Source organism: Acinetobacter sp. YT-02 (genome assembly GCF_002412355.1).
In the GTDB taxonomy this organism is placed as follows: domain Bacteria; phylum Pseudomonadota; class Gammaproteobacteria; order Pseudomonadales; family Moraxellaceae; genus Acinetobacter; species Acinetobacter towneri.
In genome coordinates this window covers 1-2,558 of record NZ_NOZT01000093.1, presented here as the reverse complement: position 1 = coordinate 2,558, position 2,558 = coordinate 1, and the positions used below count along the sequence as shown (strand labels likewise).

General features: G+C 34.8%; 3 protein-coding genes. 1 reads left to right on the top strand and 2 read right to left on the bottom strand.

Annotation, left to right across the window (positions count from 1 at the left end; all coding sequences use genetic code 11):
• Nucleotides 1-198 precede the first annotated feature (198 nt).
• The gene (locus tag CF596_RS14380; protein WP_096902859.1) at nt 199-900 is read left to right on the top strand and encodes an IS1 family transposase; all 702 of its coding nucleotides are present in this window, start codon (nt 199-201) and stop codon (nt 898-900) included.
• A gap of 189 nt (nt 901-1,089) precedes the next feature.
• Here CF596_RS14380 and CF596_RS14375 read toward each other — a convergent pair whose 3' ends face one another.
• Both CF596_RS14375 and CF596_RS14370 read right to left on the bottom strand, forming a co-directional pair.
• Nucleotides 1,090-1,935, bottom strand: a complete 846-nt coding sequence (locus CF596_RS14375) for an OmpA family protein (protein WP_096902858.1) — start codon at nt 1,933-1,935, stop codon at nt 1,090-1,092.
• 56 nt (nt 1,936-1,991) lie between these two features.
• Nucleotides 1,992-2,558, bottom strand: a 567-nt coding sequence (locus CF596_RS14370) for a YadA-like family protein (RefSeq protein WP_171325031.1), incomplete at its 5' end; no start/stop codon positions are given.

Genomic DNA, 2,558 nt, shown 5'->3' with positions numbered 1-2,558 from the left:
AAATTTTGGCAATTTTAAGAAAGCAGAATCCTGATAGGATAAGGGTTCTGTGAAATTTGTCGTGTACAGAGAAATTTTTCAAAAAATAAAATGTCAATAGGATAAATAGAATATATTAAATAATATCAGAAAAAATAAGGGTGGTGTATCAAAAAGTATGCTAAAAAAAAGCAGGTTGAATTTTGATAAAATAGAGAAATGCAAATAACTCTAGAAATCAAATGTCCAACCTGCCTCAGTGACAGTATAAAGAAAAATGGCATCAAAGTAGATGGGAAACAAAACTACCAATGCAAAGACTGCAAACGTCAGTTTATTGGTGACCATGCTCTGAGCTATCTAGGATGTAATTCTGGCATTACTCGTAAAATATTACAGTTAATGGTCAGAGGCAGCGGTATACGAGATATCGCTGAAGTTGAGCGCATTAGTATCGGTAAAGTCTTACGGACTTTAACTGAATCGGCCTATCAAATTCAGCCTAAACAAAGTCATTATGAATCTCTCGAAGTAGATGAATTCTGGACTTTTGTTGGAAATAAAAATAATAAACAATGGCTTATTTACGCCTACCATCGAGAAACAGGTGAGATTGTTGCTTATGTTTGGGGTAAGAGAGATTTAGCTATAGTCCAAAGGTTGAAGACAAAGCTTAAACAATTAGGTATTCACTACACCCGAATTGCAAGTGATCATTGGGACAGTTTCATCACTGCTTTTAAAAACTGCAAGCAAAGTATTGGTAAGTTTTTTACTGTAGGAATTGAAGGTAATAATTGCAAAATAAGGCATCGAATAAGGCGTGGTTTTAGAAGAAGTTGTAATTTCTCCAAAAAGCTTGAAAACCATTTTAAAGCCTTCGACTTAACCTTCTTTTACATCAATAATGGCTTCATTTAATGTCAGCATACTTTTTAAAACACCACCAAAAATACAAGCAATAAAAAAACCCCGACATCCTGTCGAGGTTTTTTATGGTCATATGATTGAATAATTAAACAGTATAATTCAGCTCAATGATTGATTAAAAGGGTCATTTATAGAAATGGAACTTACACAATAATTTGCAGGTTCAATTAATATATACAATTATTTTTTAACTCCAGTAATTTCAACACTCACACGACGATCTATCTGAAGACATTCTTTCAGACTTTCCATATTTGTTATATCCAAACAGCCATTACTAATTGGTTGTGTTTTACCTGCACTTGCAAAACTAATCATTTTTGCAGGAATATCATCTTTCACCAGATAATTTTTAACTGTTTGGGCACGTTTCAAGCCTAAGTTATAGTTATATGATTCAGAACCAATTCGATCTGTATGACCTATCAGATGAATACGGCTTACTACAATATAATTATTTCGAATAGCATTACTCAAACGTTCAAGCTCTTCATGACCACTTGGCAATAAATCATTTAGACCAGATCCATTAAATTTAAATAAGGCATCTGCTGACAAGTTAATTATATCAACCTGTTCTTTTTGTTTGATAATTACCGGTTGGGTCACTGTTTTGACGATTGGTTTTGGTTGAGGATAGTTAAACTGATCACAATCTTGACCTTTCCAATTTAAAGTTTGAGCGATGCCCTTTTCAAAATCTATCCGAAGCTGACAATGCTTATAGTCTTGAGTTTCAGGAATTCGAATATCTAAAACATAGTTCCATGTTTTATTGATAAACACACCCTCATTAAATTGAGAATTCCCTAATAATGCTCTAAATTGATCTTTATTTAGACCTACTTGTAAACGAGCAATATCATCATATTCATAACGCTGTACTTGCTTTAAATAGCTTTTTTCAATTTTTGGAAACTGCACTTCTTGTGTTTCTGATGCTTCTACCTGATCGTCTGCATTTAGATTTGTTACCGTGACCGCACTTAGAACACCTAGAATCAATGTTTTTTCGAAAAAATTCATGCTAATACTCTCGAGTATAAACTCTTATAAAGGTAAAGTTTTTTATTGCAACGAAGTTAATCAATGACACCATTGATCCCGATCCGGAAACTTGCTTCTCCTTGGCTCGCTGCTGCCACACCACCTGTTAATGACCAACGACCATTATCTGCTGTCTTACGTAAACTCACCCCAAGAGCAGATTGACCATTATAAAATCCGCTTCCTGCTGCATAAGTATATTTACCTGCTACATAAGGTGCTGATTCCAGTGCCAATGCAGAAGCTACACCTGCACTGAGCTTATCTTCGACATCATCGATACGCTTATTGAATGTCTGCTGGAGATTTGTTATGCGATTACCTAAATCAATATCTACTTGATTGAGTGCACCTAACGCATCTCCCACATTGTTATAGGTTCCGCCATTTACATTGTAGGTAGGGTTTTTAATTGAGCCATCCGAATTAATAGTAGAGCCACCACCAAAAATAGATACCGTACTTTGTAATTGACCAAGATTTACTGCATCTGTAACTTTAGTACCTGCAGTAACATGCGTGATTTGTGTATTACCCGCATCAATACCTTTATCTTTATCAACAACGACCTTACCTACTGTGACTTTTTCAAAATCAACATC